The sequence below is a fragment of the Acidovorax sp. FW305-C-20-28 genome, assembly GCF_058783375.1.
This window is the reverse complement of record NZ_JBYSYM010000013.1, coordinates 19011-43040: the sequence shown is the minus strand read 5'-3', so window position 1 is coordinate 43040 and position 24030 is coordinate 19011. Positions and strand designations below refer to the sequence as shown.

Sequence of the window (24030 nt, the reverse complement as noted above, 5' to 3'; positions counted from 1 at the left end):
CTCGGCCCTAGGCCAGCGGCCGCTCCAGCGCAATGCCGTGCAGCCGCAGCTTGGCATACAGCGTGGGCTTGGCAATGCCCAGGGCCTGCGCCGTGCGGGTCACATTGAAGCGGTAGGCGCGCAGGGCCTGCGCGATGGCCTCGCGCTCTGCCTCGCGCAAACTGCGCACTCCGGCAGGGGCTGACTCCACAGCGGCCGGCAGGTTGGCCGTCGCTGGCATCAGACCCAGCACTGATGCGTCCAGCGTGCCGCCCTCGCTCAGGTTCACCAGCCGCTCCATCGCATTCTCCAGCTCGCGCACATTGCCGGGCCAGGGGTGTTGCAGCAGCGCCGCCAGCACGGCAGCGGGCAGTTCGTGCACCGGCTTGCCCAGTGCCGCCGCGTAGCGCGCGAGGAAGTGCGTGGCCAGCAGCGCCACGTCGGCCGGGCGCTCGCGCAGCGGCGGCAGGGCCAGCGCTATCACATGGCAGCGGTAGTACAGGTCTTCGCGGAATTCCTTGCGAGCCACCATGGCGTGCAGGTCGCGGTTGCTGGCGGTGATGACCCGCGCATCCACGCGCACGGCGCGCGTGCTGCCCAGGCGCACCACCTCGCGCTCCTGCAGCACACGCAAGAGCTTGGCCTGCACATCGAGCGGCAGCTCCGACACCTCGTCCAGAAAAATGGTGCCGCCGCTGGCCGCCTCGAACTTGCCTGGCCGGCCCTCGCGCTGTGCGCCCGTGAAGGCACCCGGCGCATGGCCGAACAGCTCGCTCTCGATCAAATCGCGCGGCAGCGCCGCGCAGTTCACTGCGATGAAGGGGCCGTCGCGCCGCGCACTCGCGTTGTGGATGGCCTGGGCCAGCACCTCCTTGCCGGTGCCGCTTTCGCCGCTGAGCAGCACATTGGCCTGGCCCGCTGCCGCCTTGCGCGCCGCGGCGATGGTGGCCCGCAGCGCCGGGCTCTGGCCGATCATGGTGTCGAAGGTGTGCCGCGCCTGGCTGCCCGCCAGGCGGCCGGCCAGCCGGTGCACGCCGCTGATCTCGCGAAAGGTGTTCACCACCGACAGCACGCGCCCGTCCGCCGCCTTCACAGGCACCGCCGTGTCCAGCACATGCAGCTGAAAGCGCGGGGTGGATATCACGCGCTCGCGGTCGGTGTAACCCTCGCCCGTCAGGAACACCTGCTCCACCATGGTGTCGAAGTCCAGCAGCGAACCCAGCGTGCGCCCCTGCGCCAGGTGGCGCGGCAGGCGCAACTGGCGTGCGGCCTCGGCATTGAGGTGACGCACCACGCCGCCGGGTTCCAGCACCATCAGCCCATAGGGCACATGGTTCACCAGGGTCTGCAGCTCCTCGATGAGCTGGCCCTGGCGTTCCAGCAGATCGTCTGGGCTGCTGTTGGCGGGGGCAGGCAGGGCGGTGGATGGCTTCCTAGTGGGCATGAAGTTGCAATATACAACGTTCAATAGTTGAACGTTTGTTGTAAATAAATTCGCTGCATTGTGGATGTCAACGTGCCTGCACAGGAGAAAGGGCGCACAGCACCGGTGGCATGGTCCTTGCCCTTTGGCAGGGCAATTCCTATCCTGCATCCGCCATGGCCAACGCCCTTTCTCTTGCCCCCTCCCTCGGCGCCGAACTGCGCCGCGCCGCCGCCGAGGTGCCGCACCAGCCCTTTATCCGCATGGCCGCGGGCGAGTGGTCCTACCGCCAGATCGATGAGGCCAGCGACCGCCTGGCCGCGGGCCTGCACGCGCAGGGCGTGCGCGCAGGCCACCATGTCAGCCTGATGCTGCCCAACTGCATCGAGATGGCGATCCTGTGGTTTGCGCTGGCCAAGCTGGGTGCGGTGGCAGCTCCCGTCAACACCTCGTTCCGCGGCGCGGCGCTGGCCGCCGCCGTCAACCTGGTGGAAAGCCGACTGGCCGTGGTGCATGCCACCCTGCATGCCCAATGGGCCGAGGTGCAGCCCGAATTGGCTACGGCCACCCATGTCTTTGTGGTGGGGGAGGGCGCCGCATTGCCCGATGGCTGCCAGCCCTACGCCGTTCTGTGCAGCGTGGAGCCCACCGCGCAGTCTCTGCCGCGCCCCGAGGTGGCGCCCGATGCCCTGTGCCTGCTGCTCTACACCTCGGGCACCACGGGCCGCTCCAAGGCCGCCATGATCGCGCACCGCTTCGTGCTGGCCCAGGCGCGGCTGTTCATCGCGGGGCTGGAGTTGCGGCCCGACGACGTGCTGTACTGCCCCTACCCGATGTTCCACCTCGACGCCACGGTGATGACCATCGTGCCTGCGCTGCTGCTGCGCGGTGTGGCTGCCATCGGCGAGCGCTTCAGCGTCTCGCGCTACTGGGACGAGGTGCGCGCCCTGCAGGCCACCGTGTTCGACTTCATGGGCGCCACGGTCACCATGCTGTGGAAGCAGCCCCCCTCGCCACGCGACCGCGACCACCGCGCCCGCCTGGGCTGGGGCGTGCCCCTGCCGGCGTTTGCGCCAGAATTCGAGCAGCGCTTCGGCTGCCGCCTGGTGGAGCTCTATGGCTCCACCGAGGCCGGTGGTGTCATGTACACACCCCTGCACGAGCCGCGCCGCACGGGTTCGTGCGGCAAGGTGGACCCTGCTTTCAGTGCACGGCTGGCAGACCCACAGGGCTTCGACGTGCCCGTGGATCAGCCCGGCGAACTGCTCATCCGCCCCGAGCAGCCCGGCCTGCTCATGCAGGGCTACTACGGCATGCCCGAGGCCACGCTCGCTGCGTTCAAGGACCTGTGGTTCCACACCGGCGACCTGCTGCGCCAGGATGCCGATGGCTACATGTACTTCGTCGGCCGCTCCAAGGACATCGTGCGCCGCCGCGGCGAGAACATCTCGGCCGCCGAGGTCGAGATGGGCATCGAGACCCACCCCGACGTGCTCGAAAGCGCCGTGTTCGGCGTGCCAAGCGACATGACCGAGGAAGAGGTCATGGCCTGCGTGGTGCTGCGCCCTGGCTGCCGCCTCACGCCTGCCGACCTGGCCCGGCACTGCAGCGAACGCATGGCCCGCTTCATGGTGCCGCGCTACCTGCGCCTGCTGCCCGCACTGCCCAAAACCCCCACCGACAAGGTCGAGAAATTCCGCCTGCAGGCCGAAGGCATTGCGCCGGGCACCTGGGACCGCGAGGCGGAGGCGCCGCGTTCCACCTATTGATCAACCATTCATCCATTCGTCGAAGAAAGCGAGACACCGTTCATGAGCTTTGCAATTCACACCATCGAGGGCGCCGTCAGCATCGTCACCCTGCAGCGTCCCGAGCGCCTCAACGCCATCAGCGGCACGCTGCTGGTGGACCTGCACGCCGCCCTGCAGGCCGCGCAGAACGAGCCTGCCACGCAGTGCATCGTCTTCACCGGCGCGGGCCGTGCGTTCTGCGCGGGCGACGACCTCAAGGAGTTCGGCGAACAGTCCGAAAGCCCCGCCGCCATCGCCGAGCACTGCGAACGCATCCAGCAGATCACGCGCGACATCATGTTCGGCCCCAAGCTCGTCATCGGCGCCGTGCACGGCTATGCCGTGGGCGGCGGCTTCGAATGGGTGCTCAACTGCGACATGGTGGTGGCCGCGGACACCCTGGTCTGCTTCTTCCCCGAAATGGCGCTCGGCCATTTTGTCACCGGCGGCGTCACGCACCTGCTGCCCCAGGCCCTGGGCCACCAGCGCACGATGGAACTCATCGTGCTGGGCGAGCGCCAGAGCGCCGCAGACCTCAAGGCCCTGGGCCTGGTCAACCGCGTGGTGCCCGCCGACCAGATGCTGTCCACCGCAATGGCCCTGGCCGCCGAGGCGGCCACCCGCTCGGCCGGCGCCACGGCACGCCTCAAGCGCGTGCTCACCTCGGGCCTGGGGCCACGGATCGAAGAGGCGCTGGTGGCCGAGAGCAAGGCGGCGAATGCGTGCTTTGCGGACCCGGACACCGCGCAGCGGATCGCGGTGTTTGCGCAGGGGCGGCTGTGATGCTGCGCAAGCTTGGTTGAACCACGCTGTCAGTCCAGCAACGGCACCAGATCCGGATCCCCCTTGGCCATCGCGCGCTGGTACGCCGGCCGCTCCCCGATGCGCTGCAGGTAGGCGCGGATGTTCGGGTAGGGCTTGAGGTCCAGTGGCTGGAACAGCCGCATGGTGGTCAGCGGGAACACGCTCATCACATCGGCGGCCGTGAACTCCTCGCCTGCCAGCCAGGTCGCTTCGCCCAGGCGGGCCTCCACCAATGCCAGCACCCGTTCCAGCCGCACCTGGGCGTTCTGCTGCACCGGGTGGTCTGCAGACAACTGGGAGCGGCTCACCGACATCATGCGGCCGATCAAGGGCATGAGGTTGCCGTTCGCGAAATGGAACCAGTACAGGAACTGCGCGTAGTCGGCATGCTCGGGCCCCAGCTTCAGGCGGTCACCGCCGTGCTTGACGATGATGTACTCGACGATGGCGGCCGACTCGGCCAGCAGCAGGGGGCCGTCCTCGATGAGTGGCGCCGCGCCCAGCGGGTGCAAGGCCTTGAGTTCTGGCGGCGAGAGGCGCGTGATGGCATCGCGTGTGTAGTGCACCAGGTCGTAGGTTAGGCCCAGTTCTTCGCAGAGCCAGACGATGCGTTCGGACTGGGAATGGCCCAGGTGGTGGATCTTGAGCATGGGGTGTCTTGGATGTGGGTTCGGGATAAGAATGGTCAGGCGGCGCCGCGCTCGTGCCCGCGCACGGCGGTCGGCGCAAAGCCGAAGCGCTGGCGAAAGCGCACCGCAAAGCGCGAAGGCGATTCGTAGCCCACCGACAGCGCGATGGACGACACCGGCTGCGTGGTGGCCTGCAGCAGCGTGAGCGCGGTGGCCATGCGCGCGTCCACCAGCAACTGGGTCAGCGAAGCGCCTTCGGCCACCAGGCGGCGGCGTAGCGTGGCCTCGGACACGGCGAGCGCGCTGGCGATGCGGCCGGCGGTCCATTCGGTGTCGAGCCGGCCCGTGATGAGGGCGCGCACCTTCGCGGACACATCGGCATGCGCTTGCGGCGCGCGCAAGGCCATGCCGTGCTGCTCCAGCAGCCAGTGCAGCACCTCCAGCACGCGCAGGCGCGCAATGGACACCGGCAACGCGGCATCGGGTGCCAGGGCCTGGGCAGCGCGCTCGAAGGCGCTGGCCAATGGTGCTGCGACCTTGGGCAGCAGGCGCACGCTGGCCTGCTGCTGCTCCAACTGCGCGGCGCACGCCTGGTAGCCGGGGTCTTCGAGCAGCGCGGTGTCGAACACCAGCCAGCGGGCTTCGTAGTGCTCCACGCCCTCGGGCACGGCGTTGGTGAAGTCCACCGTCTGCTGCCCTTCGATCACGATGGCCTGCCCGGGCCGGGCGCGGGCCGATGCACCGCGCTCGGAGCGCACGGTCTTGGTTCCCTGGTCCACCAGGATCAGCGCGGGCTGGTCCATGCGCATGCGCAGGATCTCCAGCCCGCGCCCCTGCAGCACATGGGCTGCCATGCCCACGCCGGGCAGGGCGTGGATGCTGCGGGCCTGCGGGGTTCCGTCGTCCTGGGTGTGGCGTGGGTGCATGGCGGTTCCGTGCTCCGTGGTGGCTATCAGCGTGCGCCCATGGCGGTGAAGCTGGCCTTGCCCACCGTGTGGGCGCCGGCCATGAAGGCCAGCAGCGCCGGCATGGCCGTGGGCGGCAGGTCCAGCCGCGGTACATCGAGCGCGGTCACGGTGAGCACGTAGCGGTGCGTCTCACCGGGCGGGGGCAGGGGGCCGACGTATCCGGGCACGCCCATGTCGGTGTTGATCTCCAGCGTGCCGGGCGGCAGCGGTACGGTGCCCGCCACGCCCGCGCCGCGCGGCAGTGCACGGGCGCTGGCGGGGATGTTGGCCACGGCCCAGTGCCACCAGCCCGAGCCGGTGGGTGCATCGGGGTCGTACATGGTGACGATGAAGCTTTGCGCGCTGGCCGGCACGCCCTGCCATTCGAGCTGCGGCGACAGGTTGTCGCCCGGGCCGCTCATGGCGCTGGCGGCAAACTGCGCGCGGGCCACGCGGCCGTCGGCCATGTCGGGGCTGTACACGGTGAAGGAAGATTGGGTGCTGAAAGGCATGTCGGTTCCTGGTGGTGGGTGTGGGGAAAGTCTAGGTTCCGAGGTGCTTTCAAAGGGTGCCGCGCCAATCGCATTCTGTGCCAATCCGATCAAGCGGATGTCCTACAGGCCGCAGCTTGCAGGCGCGCCGTGAACGCGACACACTGGCCGTTTTTCCCACACCGGAGACCTGCATGCCCGCCGCCAAGAACACCGTCTGCATCTGGTACGACAGCGAGGCCGAAGCTGCTGCCCACTTCTACGCACAGACCTTTCCGGACAGCAAGGTGACGGCCGTGCACCAAGCACCCTCGGACTACCCCGGCGGCGGCAAGAAGGGCAAGGTGCTCACCGTCGAATTCACCGTGGCGGGCATCCCGTGCATCGGCCTGAACGGCGGCCCGCAGTTCAAGCACAGCGAAGCCTTCTCGTTCCAGATCGCCACCGACGACCAGGCCGAGACCGACCGCCTGTGGAATGCCATCGTCGGCAACGGCGGGAAGGAGAGCCAGTGCGGCTGGTGCAAGGACCGGTGGGGCATCAACTGGCAGATCACGCCGCGCGTGCTGACCGATGCGATGGCCCAGGGCGGCGACGTGGCAGCGCGGGCATTCCAGGCCATGATGCCGATGAAAAAGATCGATGTGGCGGCGATAGAAAAGGCGGTTCGCGGCTGAGCCTGGCGGCCTGAAGGTCCGCCAGCCGCACCGAAAAAAATAATTCCCGGTACGGTTGACGGGCAGCGAAACACCACGCCATAATCCGCCCCGCAGCCGCTTGCCGGCCTGTCGTAAGCGTTACCGTCATCCAACGCGTCCTTTGTCGAGAGGAGCCCAGTAAGGGCGTGTCTCGGCGTTCTAAAGGCGCGCTTTCATGACGTCACGCATACCTGTTTCTTCTTCCCCTTCCTCCCCGTCTTCTGCTGTTCCACCCGTGCGCCTGCTCGGTGCGGCGCCCGTGTCCTCTTCGCTTTTCGCGGGGCTGGCCCCCGTGGTGCTGGCGGTCTTTCTCGGATTTCTGTCCATCAGCGCTCCGCTCGGCGCCCTGGCGCTGCAAGTGGGCCACCAGCTGGGTTTCGGCGCGGCCACCGTCGGCTGGGCCATTGGCCTGCAGTCGCTGGCCACCCTGCTCACGCGCCACCAGGCCGGCACCTTGTGCGACCAGCGCGGGCCGCGCTTTGCCGTGCTGCTGGGCCTGCCTCTCACGGCCTGCGCGGGCCTGGCCTATGTGCTGGCCGGCCTGCTGCCCCTGGCGCCGGTGGCCAGCCTGGCGCTGGTCCTGCTCGGCCGGCTGGTGGCGGGCCTGGGTGAAAGCCTGTTCCTCACCGGCCTCATGAGCTGGGGCATCGCCCGCGTGGGACCGGCGCGCACCGGATCGGTGATGTCCTGGGTGGGCATTGCCATCTATGCCGCACTGGGCCTGGGCGCGCCGCTGGGGCTCGCGGTGCAGCCGTCCTTCGGCTTTGCCGGCGTGGGCGTTGTGGCACTGTGCACGCCGCTCGTGGCCTGGGCCATTGCGCTGCGGCTACCAGCGGTACCGGGCTCTGCCGGGCAGCAGCGCGTGCCTTTCCACCGCATGCTGGGCCTGATCTGGCGGCCGGGCCTGGTGCTGGCACTGGCCACTGTGCCTTATGCGGCCATGGCGGCCTTCCTCACGCTGGCCTACGCGGCCCATGGTTGGCCGCATGCGGGCACCGCGCTGCTGGGCTTCAGTGCGGCCTACATCCTGGTGCGCCTGGTGGGTTCGGGCCTGCCGGACCGCTTTGGCGCCACGGCCGTGGCCGTGGGCTCGCTGGCTTTCGAGGCCGTGGGCCAGTTGCTGGTCTGGCAGGCCGCAAGCCCCGCCATGGCCGTGCTGGGGGCCACGTTCACGGGGCTGGGTTTCTCGCTCGTGTTCCCGGCCATGGGCGTGCTCGCCACGCGCTCGGTGCCGCCCGAGCAGCGCGGCCGCGCGGTGGGCAACTTCATCGCGTTTGCCGACATTGCGCTGGGCGTGACCGGGCCGGTGGTGGGGGTGGCCACGCAGTGGTTTGGAATCGGCTCGGCATTCCTCGTGGGGGCGGTTGCCACCTGTGTGGCGCTGGCCTTGCTGGCTACCGTGCGCTTGGGGCGCAGTGCGCAGTGACTACGCTGCGTCCACCGACGTGGAGCGCCGCTCGATCATGCGGAACCCCAGGTCCACGATGGGCTGCTCCACCGTCTCGCCATTGCAGCGCGCCAGGATGAGCTGGGCCGCCAGGCGGCCGATCTCGGGCCCGTCCACATGCACCGTGGTGATGGAGGGCAGCATGTGCGCGCCGAATTCGGCGTTGCCGAAGCCCACCACGGCCAGGTCCTCGGGCACGCGCAGGCCGCGCGCCTGGGCCTCCACCAGCACGCCGTGGGCCAGGGTGTCGGAACTGCAGCACACGGCCTCCAGACCCGGTTCCTGGTCCAGCAGTTCGGCCAGGGCGCGGCGGCCCAGGGCCAGGCTGCTGGGCGCGGGCACCACGGCGGTGGGCACATCGCTGCGGCCCAGGGTGGCCAGAAAGCCTTCGCGCCGCAGCATGGCGCGGTGGTCGCTGCCGGTGGCCACGCCCACCTTCTTCCAGCCGCGCGAGAGGAAATAGCCGCCCACCGCACCGCCCACCTTGAGGTGCGAGAAGCCGATCACCATGTCCACGGGCCGGTCGCTCAGGTCCCAGGTCTCGACCACGGGAATGCCCGATCGCACCAGCCGCTCGCGCGCCTTCTGCGACTGCACCAGGCCGGTCATCACGATGCCGTCGGGCTGGCGGCTGATCATGGTGTTGAGCACGGCCTCCTCGCGCTCGGCGTCGTAGTTGGTCTGCCCCACGATGACCTGGTAGCCCCCGGCGGCCAAGGCCGAGGTGAGCGTCTGCACGGTAGGCAGGAACTGCGACACCGACAGCGCCGGCACGATGGCTGCCACCATGCGGCTGCGCTTGGACTTGAGGCCCCCGGCCAGCAGGTTGGGGATGTAGCCCGTGGCGTCCACCGCCTCGCGCACCTTGGCAATCGTCTTGTCCGACACCACGCCGGGGTTGCTCAGCGCGCGCGATGCGGTGATGAGCGACACGCCCGCGACCTTGGCCACATCGTGCAGGGTGACGGGTTTGTGGTGAGGGGAGGGGGTGCTCATGGACGGGTACGGCAAAGCCAGGGCAGGGCTGGCGCAAAAGATGGAGAAGAAGCGAAGCCCGTACCCTACCAAACTTCCAGGTGCCTTCCGGTGTTGGCAGCCTGGGCGGGGTTCCCCGTGGCGGGTCTGCAGATTCCGCGTATTTTTCGGGTTGACTGCACAAAATGACAACGATATCATTTGCGCCGAACGGTAGCAAAGGCACTTTAACGAAGGCTCTGGCCTTCAGAAGGATGGGGCCACTCAATGGAGTGGCCTCATTTGCCAAAAATGACAACGTTACCATTTTGCAGGAAAGCACGGCTTTCCCTTCCGGACGAGCTGCCCGCCCATGGGTGATGGCCGCAAGACCGTTTACCAACAAGGAGACAACGCATGAAAAAGACACTCACCGCCCTGTGCTTCGGCCTGGCCGCACTCGCATCGCATGCCCAGGCCTGGCCCGACAAGGCCGTCACTCTGGTGGTGCCGTTCCCGCCGGGCGGCTCCACCGACCAGGTGGCCCGCGCCGTGGGCCCGCTGCTCACCAACAAGCTCAAGCAGTCCTTCCTCGTGGAGAACAAGGCCGGGGCCACGGGCACCATCGGCGCCACCTTCGTCAAGCGTGCGCCGGCCGATGGCGCCACCTTCCTGGTCACCTCGCTGGGCCCGCTGGTCATCACGCCGCACTTGCTCAAGGGCATGCAGTACGACGCGCTCAAGGACTTCGACCTGATCACCGTGGCCGTGCAGTCGCCCAATGTGCTGGTCGTGCCCACCAACTCGCCGCTCAAGTCGGTGGCCGACGTGATCGCCCACCTCAAGGCCCACCCCGGCAAGATGACCTTTGCCTCGGCCGGCAACGGCTCCAGCGACCACCTGACGGCCGAGTTGTTCTGGCAGCAGACCGGCACCACCGCCATCCATGTGCCCTACAAGGGCGGTGCGCCCGCGCACACCGACATCATGGGCGGGCAGGTCGATGCCTCGTTCCAGAACGTCAACTCGGTGGTGCAGTACATCAAGGGCGGCAAGATGCGCGCCCTGGCCGTTACCAGCGCCGCACGTTCGCACGTGCTGCCCGATGTACCCACCCTGACCGAAGCCGGCGTGAAGAACGTGGAAGTCACCTCCTGGCAGGCCATCGTCGCCCCCAAGGGCCTGCCGCCTGCCGTGCGTGAAAAGGCCCACGCCGCCTTTGCCGAAGCGCTCAACGACCCCAAGGTCAAGGACCAGTTCGTCGGCATCGGTTTCGAGATGGTGGTCAACACGCCGGCCCAGTTCGCGGAATTCCAGAAGAAGGAATACGCACGCTGGAAGACGGTGATCGAGACCGGCAAGATTTCGATTGACTGATGTGTCGTCGGCCCCAAGGCGCAGCCTTGGGGCCTCTGTTTTCCTGTTCTTCCTTTGCCCCTCCCATGACTGCCTCCACCCCTTCCGCCGCCGGCGATTCCATCGCCTGGGTCCGCATCTCCTCGTGCTACCTGCCGCTGGCCAACCCGATCAGCGATGCCAAGGTGCTCACCGGCCGCCAAAAGCCGATGACCGAGATCGCGATGCTGTTCGCCGAGATCGAAACCACGGATGGTCACAAGGGCCTGGGGCTGAGCTATTCGAAGCGCGCGGGCGGGCCGGGGCAGTTCGCCCATGCCAAGGAGATCGCGCCCGCGCTGATCGGCGAAGACCCGAGCGACATCTCGCGCCTGTGGACCAAGCTGTGCTGGGCCGGCGCCTCGGTGGGCCGCAGCGGCATGTCCACCCAGGCCATCGGCGCCTTCGACGTGGCTCTGTACGACCTCAAGGCCCGCCGTGCGGGGCTCTCGCTGTCCAAGTTGCTGGGCTCGCAGCGCGACTCGGTGCAGTGTTACAACACTTCGGGCGGATTCCTGCACACGCCCATCGAGCAACTGGTGGTGAACGCGGGCGCCTCCATCGAGCGCGGCATCGGCGGCATCAAGCTCAAGGTGGGCCAGCCCGACCGGGCGCTGGACATAAAGCGCGTGGAAACCGTGCGCAAGCATCTGGGCGAGCAGGTGCCGCTGATGGTGGACGCCAACCAGCAGTGGGACCGCCCCACGGCCCAGCGCATGTGCCGCATCTTCGAAGAATTCAACCTGGTGTGGATCGAGGAGCCGCTCGACGCCTACGACTTCGAGGGCCACGCCGCGCTGGCCGCGACCTTCGACACCCCCATTGCCACCGGCGAGATGCTGACCAGCGCCGCCGAGCATGGCGAGCTGATCCGCCACCGCGCGGCCGACTACCTGATGCCCGACGCGCCGCGCGTGGGCGGCATCACGCCCTTCCTCAAGATCGCCGGGCAGGCCGAGCATGCCGGCCTGAGCCTGGGCCCGCACTTCGCGATGGAGCTGCACGTGCACCTGGCCGCCGTGTACGCCACCGAGCCCTGGGTGGAGCATTTCGACTGGCTGGAGCCGCTGTTCAACGAGCGCCTGGAAATCAAGAACGGCCGCATGCTCGTGCCCACGCGCCCCGGCCTGGGCCTGAGCCTGAGCGAGCAGGCGCGTGCCTGGACGCGCGAAGTGGCCGAGGTCGGAACGCGGCCCTGATGCGCCGGCGTTGGATTGAGAAAAACAGCACAGAGAACAACCCCCATGACCGATAGCACCGCATCCACCACGACCCCGGCGCGGCCGCCCCTGCACATCAAGATGGACGAGCGCGACAACGTCGCCATCGTCGCCAACGACGGGGGCTTGCCCGCGGGCACGGTGTTCCCCTCGGGCCTGACCCTGGTGGACAAGGTGCCCCAGGCGCACAAGGTGGCGCTGGTGGACATTCCCGAAGGCGGCGAGGTGCGCCGCTACAACGTGCCCATTGGCTATGCCTTGAAGCCCATTCCCGCGGGCAGCTGGGTGCACGAGCGCCTGCTGCGCATGCCCGAGGCGCGCGAACTCGAAGGCCTGCCCATCGCCACGGTCAAGCCCGAGCCGCAGCCGCCGTTGGAGGGCTACACCTTCGAGGGCTACCGCAATGCCGACGGCTCGGTGGGCACGCGCAACATCCTGGCCATCACGCAGACCGTGCAGTGCGTGGCGGGGGTGACCGAGTTCGCGGTGCAGCGCATCAAGTCCGAGCTGCTGCCGCGCTTTCCCCACGTGGACGACGTGGTGGCGCTCGAGCACACCTACGGCTGTGGCGTGGCCATTGATGCGCCCGATGCGGTGATCCCCATCCGCACGCTGCGCAACATCTCTCTCAACCCTAACTTCGGCGGCGAGGTGATGGTGGTGAGCCTGGGCTGCGAGAAGCTGCAGCCCGAGCGCCTGCTGCCGCCCGGCAGCATTCCGCTGGTGGATGAACGCAACGTGGCCGACACCGGCGCCAGCGCCGAGACCCCGCTCGACGTGGTCTGCCTGCAGGACGATGCGCACGTGGGCTTCATGTCCATGGTCGACTCCATCCTGCGCCAGGCCGAGCTGCACCTGGAGCGCCTGAACGCGCGCCGGCGCGAGACCGTGCCCGCCAGCGAACTGGTGGTGGGTGTGCAGTGCGGCGGCAGCGACGCCTTCTCGGGCGTCACGGCCAACCCTGCCGTGGGCTACTGCACCGACCTGCTGGTGCGCGCCGGCGCCACCGTGATGTTCTCCGAAACGACCGAGGTGCGCGATGGCATCGACCAGCTCACCTCGCGCGCATCGTCGCCCGAGGTGGCCGACGCCATGATCCGCGAGATGGCCTGGTACGACGCCTACCTGCAGCGCGGCCGCGTGGACCGCAGCGCCAACACCACGCCCGGCAACAAGAAGGGCGGTCTGTCCAACATCGTGGAAAAGGCCATGGGCTCCATCGTCAAGTCGGGCAGCTCGCCGATTTCGGGCGTCATCGCTCCGGGCGAAAAGCTCAAGCAAAAGGGACTGATCTACGCCGCCACGCCTGCCAGCGACTTCATCTGCGGCACGCTGCAACTGGCCGCGGGCATGAACCTGCATGTCTTCACCACCGGCCGCGGCACGCCCTACGGCCTGGCCGAAGTGCCCGTCATCAAGGTGGCCACGCGCGACGACCTGGCGCGCCGCTGGCACGACCTGATGGACATCAATGCCGGCACCATCACCACGGGCGAGAAGACCATTGCCGACGTGGGCTGGGAGATGTTTGAGCTCATGCTCGACGTGGCCAGCGGCCGCAAGAAGACCTGGGCCGAGCAGTGGAAGCTGCACAACGCCCTTGTGCTCTTCAATCCCGCACCAGTGACCTGATTTCTTTCATTCATAACCACAACAGGAGACAAGAGAGATGACGACAACCCAGAACCAGGCCCGCCGCCAGTTCCTCAAAACGGCGGCCGGCACCGGTGTGGCCGCGCTCAGCGGCCTGGCCGGCGCACAGGCCTTCGACTTCAAGCCCAACCAGCGCTACCCCGACCCGTCGGTGTTCATCCTGGACCCGAGCTTCACCAAGTACCGCATCTACAGCAGCACGGTGGAGCAGTTGGGCACGGGCATGCGCTGGGCCGAGGGGCCGGCCTACTTCCCCGAAGGCGGCTACCTGCTGCTCAGCGACATCCCGAACAACCGGCTGATGAAGTACGACGAGAAGACCGGCAAGTTCTCGGTGCACAAGACCAACGTCAACTATGCCAACGGCAATGTCTGCGACCGCCAGGGCCGGCTCATCACCTGCGAGCATTCGGTCACGCGCCGCGTGACCCGCACCGAGAAGGATGGGCGCATCACCGTGCTGGCCGACCGCTTCGAGGGCAAGCGCCTGAACGCGCCCAATGACATCGTCGTCAAGTCGGACGACAGCGTCTGGTTCACCGACCCCATCTTCGGCATCAACGGCGAATGGGAGGGCTCGCGCGCCACGCCCGAGCAGGCCACGACCAACGTCTACCGCATCGCGCCCGACGGCAAGCTCACTGCGGTGATCACCGACCTGGTCAACCCCAACGGCATCGCCTTCTCGCCCGACGAGAAAAAGCTCTACGTGGTGGAGTGGAAGGGCACGCCCAATCGCAGCATCTGGGCCTACGATGTGTCGGCCGACGGCGCCACGGTGTCCAACAAGACCAAGCTCATCGATGCCGCCGGCCCCGGCGCCTTCGACGGCTTCAAGGTCGACCGTGACGGCAACCTGTGGTGCGGCTGGGGCTACACCGGCGCCGTGGCGGCCGAGCCCACTGACATCGGCGGCGGCATGAAGGCCCACCTGCCCACGGGTCGCTCCGATGAGATGGATGGCGTGAAGGTCTTCAACCCCGAGGGCAAGCCCATCGGCTTCATCCGCCTGCCCGAGCGCTGCGCCAACCTGGCCTTCGGCGGGCCCAAGCGCAACCGGCTCTACATGGCCAGCAGCCATTCGTTGTACGCGCTGTACGTCGAGTCGCACGGAGCAGTCTAAGAAGGTGCGAACGAACCCGACATGCCCGCTCATGCCGCCAAAACACGTGTGATTGTCGTTGCAAATGCTCGCCATAGCACGGGCTATGGCTGTGCTTTGCGCCTAGACCACACGCGTTTTGACGACCTGCTCTGGCACGCCGGGTCCATTCACACCTTCTAGGTCCACACTATCGGTTTTACCTACCTAGGAGTCATTGCGTGTCCTCTCTTCCCGCACAGAAAGTCGCTCTCGTCACCGGCGCCGGCAGCGGCATCGGCCGTGCCGTGGCCCGGCAGCTCGCCAAGGATGGTTTCTTCGTCGTGGCCACCGGCCGGCGCAGCGAACTGCTCGATTCCCTGGTGGCAGAAGTACAGGCAGAGGGCGGCAAGGCCCTGGCCGCCGTGTCCGACGTGCGCAAGCCCGAGAGCGTCGACGCGCTGTTCCAGACCGTCGAGAAGGAGTGCGGCCGCCTGGACGTGCTGTTCAACAACGCCGGCATCGGCGCACCCGCCGTGCCCATGGACGAGCTGCCCGTAGAGAAGTGGCTCGACGTGGTGAACACCAACATCACCGGTGTGTTCCTGTGCGCGCGCGCGGCCTTCGGCCTCATGCGCCGCCAGTCGCCGCAGGGCGGGCGCATCATCAACAACGGCTCCATCTCGGCCCACACGCCTCGGCCCTACAGCAGCCCCTACACGGCCAGCAAGCACGCCGTGCTGGGCCTGACCAAGTGCCTGGCGCTCGATGGCCGCCCGTTCAATATCGTGGGCTGCCAGATCGACATCGGCAACGCGCTCACCGACCTGGCCGCCCGCATGGGCAAGGGTGAAGGCGTGCGCCAGGCCAACGGCACCATGTCCACCGAGCCGCTGATGGACGTCAAACACGTGGCCGAGGCGGTGAGCTACATGGCCGGCCTGCCGTTGTCTGCCAACGTGCTCAACATGACCGTCATGGCATCCAACATGCCATTTGCCGGGAGAGGGTGAGCATCCCCCTGAGGCGCTTCGCGCCTTCCCCCTTCTCTCGAATTGCTGCGCAATTCGGGAAGGGGGACGCAGCCCGTGCGGCGGGGCGGCCCTTGCACGGCTGCCTGGTCTAGCCCGTGCTTCATCGAGGTGCGGTTGCGAAGCAAGCCTGTATGGCTGTTTGGAACGTAAGTCCCTTTAGCCTGACGTTGGCGTGTTATTGGCGCCTGCCGCCTTGGCCTTGCTCTGGGCCAGGGCGCGGCTTTCCTTCTTTAGCCCCGTGGACACAGGGCACACGCTCTGCATGAAGCCCGTGAGCGTATGGGCCAGGTTGTCGCGCAGCAGGCTGTAGTAGACGAACTGGCCGCGCTTTTCCGAGGTGACGAGGCCCGCGTTCTCCAGCACCTTGAGGTGCTGCGAGAGCGAGGGCTTGCTCATCTCGAAGCGCGCGGCGATTTCGCCCGCGGACAGCTCGGTCTCGGACAGGTAGGCCAGGATCTTGCGCCGAGGGGTGGACGCAAGCGCTTCGAAGATCTTTTCCATCCGCACATTCTAGCCAGTCGGGTGGTGAAATTATTTAATTAAATATTTAGGTATTTAGCTAAATAAAAGTATGATGATGGCAAAGGAGAAGACCATGGCCCCCACCCCCCGTTCCCCCGCCACCGTCTACTACAACAGTGCTTGCCCGGTATGCGATGCCGGCATCTGCGCCTTGCGCGAGCGGCTGGCCGCCGACAAAGAGGTGCAGTGGGTGGACGTGCACCAGCACCCCGAGGTGCTCGGCGCTCTGGGCCTGGAGCTCGAAGCGGTGCGCGAGCGCCTGCATGTAGCCGATGGCGATGGGCGCATGCAGGTGGGCGCCGACGCCGTGGCCGCGGCCCTGCGGCGCGTGCCGTGCTGGGGCTGGCTGGCCGCACCGCTGCGCTGGCGGGGTGTGCGCCGCATCACCGACCTTGCCTACAACGCCTTTGCACGCCGGCTCTACCGCTGGAACCGGGCCCAAGGCCATTGGTAAGCGGTAAGCCGATCGATCTTTCCCATTTTTCCAAGGAGCAGCACCATGGTCCGCCGCAATTTCGACGCCGCCGAGCTCGCCAAATTCCAGCAGCTGGCCGAGCGCTGGTGGGATCCGCATTCCGAGTTCCGCCCGCTGCACGAGATCAACCCGCTGCGCCTGCAGTGGATCGACGAGGCGGTGTCGCTCCCCGGCAAGCGTGTGCTCGATGTGGGTTGCGGCGGTGGCATCCTGGCCGAGTCCATGGCCCGGCGCGGGGCCGATGTGCTGGGCATCGACCTGGCGGACAAGCCGCTCAAGGTGGCCAGGCTGCATGCGCACCAGACCAGCGTGCGCGTGGCCTACCGCGCGGTGTCGGCTGAGGAGTTGGCGGCCGAACAGCCGGGAAGCTACGACGTGGTGACCTGCATGGAGATGCTGGAGCATGTGCCCGATCCGCGCCAGGTGATCGAGGCCTGTGCGCGGCTGGTCAAGCCCGGTGGCTGGGTGTTCTTCTCGACCATCAACCGCACGCCCTTTGCGTGGCTGATCGCGGTGTTCGGGGCCGAGCGCGTGCTGCGTCTGCTGCCCGTGGGCACGCACGATTGGCGCAAGTTCATCCGCCCGCACGAACTCACGGCCCATGCCAATGCGGCCGGCCTGGCCCTCCAGGATGGGCGTGGCCTGGGCTACAACCCGTTCACCCGCAGGTTCCGCCTGCACCGCGCGCTGCGCGTGGGCTACCTGCTGGCCATGAAGAAGAACAAGAAAGAAGGGGGCTGAAGAAAGTCAGCCGGCAACGGCCTGCAGGGCCTGCTGCACATCGGCCGCCTGCTGCGGGCGCACCAGGCGCTCCACTTCCTTGCCATCCTTGAGGAAGACCAAGGTGGGCCAGAGCTTCACGCCGAAGGTGCGGCCCAGGCGCTGGCCCGGGCCATCCTCGACCTTGATGTGGGCGACATCGGCCCGGTCCTTCAGCGCCCCTTCGATCAGCGGCTGGGCACGCTGGCAGTGGCCGCACCAGGGCGTGCCGAACTCGACGACGGTGGTGCCGGCCAACTGGTCCACTTCATCGCGCGACGGGGGTTGTACAAGGTGTTGGGCTGCGTAAGGCATAGGGGTCTTGTCCGGATGGGGCTTGGCCTAGCGTAGGCCACCGTGGCAAGGGTAAGCGAGAGGCGATCACCGCATGGTCATGTCAGTTATTGATGACACGTGATTCCCGCAGTGCCTTTGAAACTGGCGCGGCCGAAGCCAGTGCCCCCGCGCAAGGGCCGCCCCGCCGCGCTGGGGGCTTCCCCCTCCGGGGGAAGGCGCGAAGCGACTCAGGGGGGCGCTACATCACCCCGTCAAACACCATGACATCCACCGCCTCGCCGACCGCCACATCGCCCTGGCCATGGTGCAGCACGATGAGGCCGTTGGCCTGCACCATGGAGCTGAGCACGCCCGAGCCCTGGTTGCCGGTGGTGCAGACCTGCAGGCTGCCGTCGGGCGCCGTGCTCACGGTGCCGCGCTGGTACTCGGTGCGGCCGGGCTTCTTGCGCAGGGCCTCGGTGCAGGTGGCGCGCATCAGGGGTACGGGGCTGTGGCTGCTGCCCATCATGCGCAGCAGGGCGGGGCGTACAAAGGCCAGGAAGGTGACCATCACGGCCACGGGGTTGCCGGGCAGGCCGAAGAGCACGGCATTGCGGCCGCCCGGCGCGTCGCTGGCCAGGCGCCCCACGGCCATGGGGCGGCCAGGGCGCATGGCGATGCGCCAGAAGGCCACATCGCCCAGCTGCTTCATCATGGTGCGCGTGTGGTCGGCCTCGCCCACGCTCACGCCACCGCTGGTGATGATGGCATCGGCCTGCTGCGCCGCCTGGCGAAAGGTGGCTTCCAGCAGGGCGGGTTCGTCGCGCACCACGCCGAGGTCGATCACCTCCACGCCCAGCCGCGTGAGCAGGCCGAACACGGTGTAGCGGTTGCTGTCGTACACCGCGCCTTCGCGCGGGCCCTCGCCCAGGCTCAGGATTTCGTCGCCGGTGGAAAAGTAGGCCACGCGCAGGCGGCGGTACACCGCCACCGTGGGCAGGCCCAGGCTGGCCAGCAGGCCCAGCGCGGCCGGCGTGAGCGGCTCGCCCTGGGCCAGCGCCACGCTGCCTTCCCGGATGTCCTCGCCCTTGAAGCGGCGGTTGTCGCCCGGGCGCAGCACGTCGGCGGCGATGGTGATGTGGCCGTCCGCCCCGGTGGTGGTGAATTCCTGCGGCACCACGGTGTCCAGGCCGGCCGGCATGATGGCGCCGGTCATGATCTTCACGCATTCGCCCGTGGCCACCGTGCCTGCCCAGGCCTTGCCGGCCAGGGCCGTGCCCACGGGGCGCAGCGTGAGCGGCTGGCCCGGCACGAGCTGGGCACCGGCCAGGGCATAGCCGTCCATGGCCGAGTTGTCGTGCGGCGGCACGCTCATGGGCGAGACCACATCGCTGGCCAGCACGCGCCCCAGAGCGTTGAACAGGGGCAGGGTTTCGGTGCCCTGCACCGGCTGCACCAGGCGCGCGAGAAAGGCGTTGGCGTCGCCCACGCTCAGGGCCTTGGGGTCGTAGCCCTGCAGTTCGGCGGCAATCTGGGCAAGGGTCTTCATGGGCGGTTGGATGGTGTGCCGGCCTCCAGTGCATGCAGCTCGGCCAGGGTGTTGGCATTGAAGAAGGCCTGCGGGTCGTCGCCCGGCGCGTTGAACGGCACGATGGCGCAGGCATGCTGGCCGGTCCATGCATCGATCTTGCGGCCACCGGCCTGGGTGAAGGCCGAGAGGCTCTCCAGCAGCTCCACGCGCAGCAGGCAGAACACGGGCTGGGGGCGCACGGCCACGTGGCCGCTGCCATCGGCCTCGGGGGCCGCCGCCATGGCGATGCTGGCACCCGCCTGCTCGGCCGCAGTGGCCAGGCGTGCCGCCAGGTCCAGCGGAAACAGGGGCGTGTCGCAGGGCACGGTCAGCATCCACGGCGTCTCGCAGCGCTCCAGCCCGGTCATGAAGCCGGCCAGCGGGCCGGCGTAGTCGGCCAGCCCATCGGGCCAGACCGGGGCGCCAAACGACTCGTAGGCCGCCAGGTTGCGGTTGGCGTTGACCATGGTGGCCCCGGTCTGCAGCTGCAGCCGCATCAGTGTGTGCAGCGCCAGCGGCATGCCGCGAAAGCCCTGCAGGCCCTTGTCGACCCCGCCCATGCGGGAGCCGCGGCCGCCAGCCAGCACAAGGCCGGTGATGTCCTGGATGTCAATCATGGTGGGGGATGGGCGCGGGCAGCCTCGGCCCCGCGCATGCAAACAAGTGAAAAAGAGGCCGGCGCCGCATCATCCGCCGATGTAGCTCATCTCCACCCGGCGCGGCCCGGGTGCGGCGTCGGCGGGCAGGCTGCTGCGCAGCTCGGAGTAGCGGTCGCCGCGCTGTTGCCAGATGGGGGCGATGGCCGAGGCAATGGCCTCGTCGCTCGCGCCGCCGCGCAGCAGGCTGCGCAGGTCATGGCCCTGGGTGGCGAACAGGCACAGGTAGAGCTGGCCCTCGGTGGACAGGCGTGCGCGGTTGCAGTCGTGGCAGAAGGCCTGGGTTACGCTGCTGATCACGCCGATCTCGCCCAGCGCCGGGTCGTGCCGGCCGCTGGCGTCGGCATAGCCCCAGCGCTCGGCGGTCTCGCCGGGGCTGGCCGGGTCGAGTGGCACCAGGGGCAGGTGGGCGCGCAGGCGCGCGATCAGCTCGGCCGAGGGCAGCACCTCGTCCATGCGCCAGCCATTGGTGGCGCCCACGTCCATGTACTCGATGAAGCGCAGCGTGGTGCCCGTGCCGCGGAAGTGCCGTGCCATGGGCAGGATCTCGTGGTCATTGGTGCCGCGCTTGACCACCATATTGACCTTGATCTGCGACAGGCCGGCCGCATGCGCGGCTTCGATGCCCGCAAGCACGTCGGCCACCGGAAAGTCCACGTCGTTCATGCGCCGGAACACGGTGTCGTCCAGGCCATCGAGGCTCACGGTCACGCGGTTCAGCCCGGCCTCCTTGAGCGCGCGGGCCTTGCGCACCAGCAGCGACCCGTTGGTGGTGAGCGTGAGGTCGGGGGGCGTGCCGTCTACCGTGCGCAGCGCCGCGAGCTGTGCCACCAGCGCTTCGAGGTTCTTGCGCAGCAGGGGCTCGCCCCCCGTGAGGCGGATCTTGCGCACCCCATGCGCCAGGAACAGCCGCGCCAGGCGCGTGATCTCCTCGAAGCTCAGCAGCGCACTGTGGGGCAGGTAGGGGTAGTCCTTGTCGAAGACTTCCTTGGGCATGCAATAGCTGCAGCGGAAGTTGCAGCGGTCCGTCACGCTGATGCGCAGGTCGCGCAGCGGGCGCCCGCGCGTGTCCACCAGGTGGCCCGTGGGCGCCTGGGCATGCAGCGGCACCACCGCCTTCAGGGCGGCGATGCGCTGGTCCACCAGGGGGATCACACGTTCGGCCATAGGGCCGATTTTGCCGCAGTTGCGGCTGGTGGCATGCTGCACTGCAGCTTGCCCCCGAAATCCGTAGGGGGCTGTTGCCGGACTAGACGCAGCGGCCGCCGTCTACTTCGATGCACACACCGTTGATGAACGAGGCCTCATCGCTGGCCAGGTAGAGCGCGGCGTTGGCCACATCGAGCGCGGTGGAGAAGCGGCCCAGAGGGATGGTGGCCAGGAACTTGGCGCGGCGCGCATCGTCCACCGGGCCGCCCGCGAATTCGGCCGCCAGGCCGGTGTCGGGGTTGAACACCGGGTTGATGCAGTTCACGCGGATGTTGTCCGGGCCCAGCTCGGCCGCCATGGACTTGCTGGTGATGATCACCGCGCCCTTGGAGCCGTTGTACCAGGTCAGGCCCGGGCGCGGGCGCAGGCCCGCGGTGGAGGCGATGTTGATGATGCTGCCGCCGCCCACTTTGCGCAGCGCCGGCACGGCGTGGATGGCCGACAGGTAGATGCTCTTCATGTTGATGGCATAGACCTTGTCGAACTCTTCCTCGCTCACTTCGAGCATGGGGCGGTTGCGGTGTGTCCAGCCGGCGTTGTTGACCATCACGTCGAGCCGGCCGTACAGGCGCACGGCTTCATCGACCAGGGCCTTGACCTGGGCCGAGTTGGTCACATCGGCCTTGAAGAAGGCGGCCGTGCCACCGGCCGCGGTGATCTCGGCCACGACACGCTGGCCGCCGGCTTCGTTGATGTCGTTGACGATGACTTTGGCGCCCTCGGCCGCGAGGCGCTTGGCGATGCCCTCGCCAATGCCGTTGCCGGCGCCGGTGACGATGACGGACTTGTTCTGTGCACGCATGGAGTGTCTCCCTGTCTTTGGAAAATGGGGCGGTAAAAAAGGGGGCGAATAGGCTCAGCGCTCGGCAGGCGGGGTTGCCGCCTCGGCCTTGGGGGCCGGGACAGGCACGCGGCCATAGAATTGCGGAAAGTGTTCCTTCACGCCGTTGCCGTTGAAGTCCCAGCCCGTGCACTGGCCCAGGTGGCGCGGCGGGTCGCCATTGGCGGGCGGTGCGAACACGGCCGTGACGGACTGGAAGGCGGCCGTGGCCAGGTTGAACAGCAGCTCGCGCAGGTGGGTGCAACTGGCCACGCCGCCCAGGTGCTTCTGGATGGCCTGGCGCCAGCCCCGGGTCATGCCGCAGCCCACCATCTGCTGCAGCGCGGCCTGGGCCAGCGGGCAGTCCTTGAGCGGGTGGGCGTCCATGGCCACCTCGATGGCCTGCACCACGAGCTGGCGGTCCACCGTGACACGCAGCCGCATGTGGTGAATGGGCTCGCCCGCACGGCGCATGCCCTCGCCGCGGTGCACGGGGGCATCGTAGGCCTTGCTGTCGTGCAGCTCGCCTTCGATGTCCCACAGGCCATCGTCGCGTTCGAAGCCCTGGTAGGTCACGCGCCGGACATGCCGGGCGGTGCGGGGGGCGGGGGGGCTCAGGGGCATGGAGAAAAAAGAATCGTCGCAAATCGCGCTGTCCCGCGGCAAGCGCGGGACAGCGGGCTCGTCAACCGTGCTTGATGGCCACGGTCTTGAGCGTGGTGAAGCCGTACAGCGCCTCGAAGCCCTTCTCGCGCCCGTAGCCGCTGGACTTCACGCCGCCGAAGGGCAGCTCCACGCCGCCACCGGCGCCGTAGTTGTTGATGAACACCTGGCCGCTGTGCACGCGCTTGGCCATGCGGAACTGGCGCGCGCCATCGCGCGTCCAGATGCCGGCCACCAGGCCGAACTGGGTGGCATTGGCCAGCTCCACGGCATGGTCTTCGTCCTGGAAGGCCATGGCCGAGAGCACGGGGCCAAACACCTCTTCCTGCGCCAGGCGGTGCTGCACCGGCACGTCGCGCAGCAGGGTGGGGGCCTGGTAGAAGCCGCCTTCGGGCGATTCGTCCACCACCACGCCCTGGGCCACCATGGGGATGCCGGCCACCTGTGCGTCCGACAGAAAGTCCCACACGCGCTGCTGCTGGGTCTGGCGGATCAGCGGGCCCACGTCCAGATCCATGGCCGCGGGGCCCACGCGCAGGGCCTCGAAGGCCTTGCCCAGGCGTTCGAGCAGGGATTCGTAGATCAGCGAGTCGATCAGCACGCGCGAGCCGGCGCTGCAGGTCTGGCCCGCGTTCTGCACGATGGCGTTGATCACCACGGGCACGGCGGCATCGAGGTCGGCATCGGCGAAGATGATCTGCGGGCTCTTGCCGCCCAGCTCCAGCGTCACGGGGCAGTGGCGCTCGGCCGCCACCTGCTGGATCAGCGTGCCGATCTTGGGGCTGCCGGTAAAGCTGATGTGGTCGATGCCCGGGTGGCGCGCCAGCGCGTCGCCGACCTCGTGGCCGTAGCCGGTGACGATGTTGATCGCCCCTGCGGGGAAGCCCACCTCGGCCGCGAGCTGGGCCACGCGGATCAGCGACAGGCAGGCGTCCTCGGCCGGCTTGACGACGCAGACATTGCCCGCGGCCAGGGCACCGCCCACGCTGCGGCCGAAGATCTGCATCGGGTAGTTCCAGGGGATCACATGGCCCGTCACGCCGTGCGGCTCGCGCCAGGTGAGCACGCTGTAGCCGTCCAGGTAGGGCAGGGTTTCGCCGTGCAGCTTGTCGCAGGCCCCGGCGTAGAACTCGAAGTAGCGTGCCAGCGCCAGCGTGTCGGCCCGCGCCTGCTTGGTGGGTTTGCCGCAGTCGCGCTGCTCCAGCGCGGTCAGCTCGTCGGCATGCTCGAGCACCTTGGCCGACAGGCGTTGCAGCAGGCGGCCACGCTCGGCCGGCGCCAGGCGCTGCCAGACGGCGTTGTAGCACTGGCGTGCCGCGTGCACCGCCGCGTCGATGTCGTCGGCATTGCTGCGCTGGATCTCGTCGAAGGGTTGGCCGTCGGACGGGTCGATCACGGGCAGCGTGCGGCCCGACGAAGATGGCACGGAGGCGTTGGCGATGTAGTTCAGTTGCATGATGCTGCGATTGTGCCCGGAAATGCAATGTGTGCTTAGTATTTTAGCGGGCGGCGAGGCTGGGTGATAACCCGCAGAT

24 protein-coding genes are annotated in these 24030 nt (G+C 68.1%); 11 read left to right on the top strand and 13 right to left on the bottom strand.

The window, feature by feature from the left end; all coding sequences use genetic code 11:
- Positions 1-7 precede the first annotated feature (7 nt).
- Positions 8-1423: a sigma-54 interaction domain-containing protein gene (locus AC3WOH_RS16160; protein WP_492230307.1), complete on the bottom strand. Its 1416-nt coding sequence runs from the start codon at positions 1421-1423 to the stop codon at positions 8-10.
- A gap of 155 nt (positions 1424-1578) precedes the next feature.
- On the opposite strand from AC3WOH_RS16160, the gene AC3WOH_RS16155 reads away from it, so the two are divergent.
- Positions 1579-3171 (top strand): AMP-binding protein, encoded by a 1593-nt coding sequence (locus tag AC3WOH_RS16155; protein ID WP_492230306.1) that lies wholly within the window; start codon positions 1579-1581, stop codon positions 3169-3171.
- A gap of 42 nt (positions 3172-3213) precedes the next feature.
- Complete coding sequence (locus AC3WOH_RS16150) at positions 3214-3975, top strand: enoyl-CoA hydratase/isomerase family protein (protein ID WP_492230305.1); 762 nt, start codon at positions 3214-3216, stop codon at positions 3973-3975.
- Positions 3976-4004: 29 nt separating this feature from the next.
- Here the strand turns inward: AC3WOH_RS16150 and AC3WOH_RS16145 are convergent, their stop codons facing one another.
- Genes AC3WOH_RS16145 through AC3WOH_RS16135 form a run of 3 tightly spaced genes read right to left on the bottom strand, consistent with a single transcriptional unit; the run spans position 4005 to position 6084 of the window.
- Positions 4005-4646: a glutathione S-transferase family protein gene (locus tag AC3WOH_RS16145; RefSeq protein ID WP_492230304.1), complete on the bottom strand. Its 642-nt coding sequence runs from the start codon at positions 4644-4646 to the stop codon at positions 4005-4007.
- 35 nt (positions 4647-4681) lie between these two features.
- Positions 4682-5551: a helix-turn-helix transcriptional regulator gene (locus AC3WOH_RS16140; RefSeq protein WP_492230302.1), complete on the bottom strand. Its 870-nt coding sequence runs from the start codon at positions 5549-5551 to the stop codon at positions 4682-4684.
- A gap of 26 nt (positions 5552-5577) precedes the next feature.
- Positions 5578-6084, bottom strand: coding sequence for a YbhB/YbcL family Raf kinase inhibitor-like protein (locus tag AC3WOH_RS16135; RefSeq protein ID WP_492230300.1), 507 nt, complete (start codon positions 6082-6084; stop codon positions 5578-5580).
- 173 nt (positions 6085-6257) lie between these two features.
- Here AC3WOH_RS16135 and AC3WOH_RS16130 point away from each other — a divergent pair, with 173 nt between their 5' ends.
- Entirely contained in the window at positions 6258-6740 is a 483-nt protein-coding gene (locus tag AC3WOH_RS16130; protein WP_492230298.1) for a VOC family protein, read from the top strand.
- A gap of 280 nt (positions 6741-7020) precedes the next feature.
- The gene (locus AC3WOH_RS16125) at positions 7021-8187 is read left to right on the top strand and encodes an MFS transporter (protein ID WP_492230296.1); all 1167 of its coding nucleotides are present in this window, start codon (positions 7021-7023) and stop codon (positions 8185-8187) included.
- Here the strand turns inward: AC3WOH_RS16125 and AC3WOH_RS16120 are convergent, their stop codons facing one another.
- The gene (locus AC3WOH_RS16120) at positions 8188-9204 is read right to left on the bottom strand and encodes a LacI family DNA-binding transcriptional regulator (RefSeq protein WP_492230295.1); all 1017 of its coding nucleotides are present in this window, start codon (positions 9202-9204) and stop codon (positions 8188-8190) included. It lies immediately after the preceding gene.
- Between the two features lie 375 nt (positions 9205-9579).
- Here AC3WOH_RS16120 and AC3WOH_RS16115 point away from each other — a divergent pair, with 375 nt between their 5' ends.
- The 5 genes from AC3WOH_RS16115 to AC3WOH_RS16095 all read left to right on the top strand — a co-directional run bounded on the left by AC3WOH_RS16115 (position 9580) and on the right by AC3WOH_RS16095 (position 15524).
- On the top strand, positions 9580-10539 hold the full coding sequence (locus AC3WOH_RS16115; protein ID WP_492230293.1) for a Bug family tripartite tricarboxylate transporter substrate binding protein: 960 nt from the start codon (positions 9580-9582) through the stop codon (positions 10537-10539).
- A 65-nt stretch (positions 10540-10604) separates the two neighbouring features.
- Positions 10605-11756, top strand: a complete 1152-nt coding sequence (locus AC3WOH_RS16110; RefSeq protein ID WP_492230292.1) for an L-talarate/galactarate dehydratase — start codon at positions 10605-10607, stop codon at positions 11754-11756.
- Positions 11757-11801: 45 nt separating this feature from the next.
- Positions 11802-13409, top strand: coding sequence for a galactarate dehydratase (garD, locus tag AC3WOH_RS16105; RefSeq protein WP_492230290.1), 1608 nt, complete (start codon positions 11802-11804; stop codon positions 13407-13409).
- 37 nt (positions 13410-13446) lie between these two features.
- Positions 13447-14553: an SMP-30/gluconolactonase/LRE family protein gene (locus AC3WOH_RS16100; RefSeq protein WP_492230289.1), complete on the top strand. Its 1107-nt coding sequence runs from the start codon at positions 13447-13449 to the stop codon at positions 14551-14553.
- A 200-nt stretch (positions 14554-14753) separates the two neighbouring features.
- Positions 14754-15524 (top strand): SDR family oxidoreductase, encoded by a 771-nt coding sequence (locus tag AC3WOH_RS16095; protein WP_492230288.1) that lies wholly within the window; start codon positions 14754-14756, stop codon positions 15522-15524.
- A gap of 177 nt (positions 15525-15701) precedes the next feature.
- Here AC3WOH_RS16095 and AC3WOH_RS16090 read toward each other — a convergent pair whose 3' ends face one another.
- Positions 15702-16046: a metalloregulator ArsR/SmtB family transcription factor gene (locus AC3WOH_RS16090; RefSeq protein ID WP_492230286.1), complete on the bottom strand. Its 345-nt coding sequence runs from the start codon at positions 16044-16046 to the stop codon at positions 15702-15704.
- 94 nt (positions 16047-16140) lie between these two features.
- Between AC3WOH_RS16090 and AC3WOH_RS16085 the strand changes: the two genes are divergently transcribed.
- Positions 16141-16521: a thiol-disulfide oxidoreductase DCC family protein gene (locus AC3WOH_RS16085; protein ID WP_492230284.1), complete on the top strand. Its 381-nt coding sequence runs from the start codon at positions 16141-16143 to the stop codon at positions 16519-16521.
- A 45-nt stretch (positions 16522-16566) separates the two neighbouring features.
- Positions 16567-17283 (top strand): bifunctional 2-polyprenyl-6-hydroxyphenol methylase/3-demethylubiquinol 3-O-methyltransferase UbiG, encoded by a 717-nt coding sequence (gene ubiG, locus AC3WOH_RS16080; RefSeq protein WP_492230283.1) that lies wholly within the window; start codon positions 16567-16569, stop codon positions 17281-17283.
- Between the two features lie 6 nt (positions 17284-17289).
- Here ubiG and AC3WOH_RS16075 read toward each other — a convergent pair whose 3' ends face one another.
- The 7 genes from AC3WOH_RS16075 to AC3WOH_RS16045 all read right to left on the bottom strand — a co-directional run bounded on the left by AC3WOH_RS16075 (position 17290) and on the right by AC3WOH_RS16045 (position 23951).
- Positions 17290-17616 (bottom strand): thioredoxin family protein, encoded by a 327-nt coding sequence (locus tag AC3WOH_RS16075; RefSeq protein WP_492230282.1) that lies wholly within the window; start codon positions 17614-17616, stop codon positions 17290-17292.
- 220 nt (positions 17617-17836) lie between these two features.
- Positions 17837-19126: a molybdopterin molybdotransferase MoeA gene (moeA, locus tag AC3WOH_RS16070; protein ID WP_492230281.1), complete on the bottom strand. Its 1290-nt coding sequence runs from the start codon at positions 19124-19126 to the stop codon at positions 17837-17839.
- Positions 19123-19764, bottom strand: a complete 642-nt coding sequence (gene mobA / locus AC3WOH_RS16065) for a molybdenum cofactor guanylyltransferase MobA (protein ID WP_492230280.1) — start codon at positions 19762-19764, stop codon at positions 19123-19125. Before mobA ends, moeA begins: the two co-directional genes overlap by 4 nt.
- A gap of 69 nt (positions 19765-19833) precedes the next feature.
- Complete coding sequence (moaA, locus tag AC3WOH_RS16060) at positions 19834-20970, bottom strand: GTP 3',8-cyclase MoaA (protein WP_492230279.1); 1137 nt, start codon at positions 20968-20970, stop codon at positions 19834-19836.
- Positions 20971-21052: 82 nt separating this feature from the next.
- Complete coding sequence (locus tag AC3WOH_RS16055; protein WP_007848062.1) at positions 21053-21814, bottom strand: SDR family oxidoreductase; 762 nt, start codon at positions 21812-21814, stop codon at positions 21053-21055.
- A 54-nt stretch (positions 21815-21868) separates the two neighbouring features.
- A complete protein-coding gene (locus AC3WOH_RS16050) occupies positions 21869-22456 on the bottom strand; it encodes a DUF2889 domain-containing protein (protein WP_492230278.1) in 588 nt (195 codons plus the stop codon).
- A 61-nt stretch (positions 22457-22517) separates the two neighbouring features.
- Entirely contained in the window at positions 22518-23951 is a 1434-nt protein-coding gene (locus AC3WOH_RS16045; RefSeq protein WP_184862461.1) for an aldehyde dehydrogenase family protein, read from the bottom strand.
- Positions 23952-24030 lie beyond the last annotated feature (79 nt).